Source organism: Mycobacterium sp. NGS33 (assembly GCF_059812885.1).
Map to the genome: position 1 here is coordinate 1 of NZ_JCALDN010000046.1, position 546 is coordinate 546.

General features: G+C 63.2%; 1 protein-coding gene. It reads left to right on the top strand.

Annotated features, from left to right (window positions below):
• Positions 1–514: IS3 family transposase (locus AC5Y5B_RS25245; protein WP_500007401.1), on the top strand; the 514-nt coding region annotated here is incomplete at its 5' end.
• Between the last annotated feature and the right edge of the window lie 32 nt (positions 515–546).

Sequence of the window (546 nt, forward strand, 5' to 3'; positions counted from 1 at the left end):
CGCGGATGCCCCAAATCAGTTGTGGCTGGCCGATATCACCGAGCACCGCACCGCCGAAGGCAAGCTCTACCTGTGTGCGATCAAGGACGTGTTCTCCAACCGCATCGTCGGCTACTCGATCGACTCCAGGATGAAATCCCGCCTCGCCACCACGGCGTTGGCCAGCGCTGTCGCTCGCCGCGGTGACGTCGCCGGCTGCATTCTTCACACCGACAGGGGCAGTCAATTTCGAAGCCGGAAATTCGTCCACGCACTGGGTCGCCACGACATGGTCGGGTCCATGGGCCGCGTCGGTGCCGCCGGCGACAACGCCGCCATGGAGAGCTTCTTTGCCCTGCTGCAGAACAACGTCTTGGACCGCCGCCGCTGGCACACCCGCGAGCAACTGCGCATCGCCGTTGTCACCTGGATCGAACGCACCTACCACCGCCGCCGACGCCAGAGTGCCCTTGGACGGTTGACCCCTGTCGAATTCGAAGCAATCATGACCACATCGGCCAGTCAGGCCGCATGAAGGAAACTGTCACCTATTCGTGCAGCAGACCC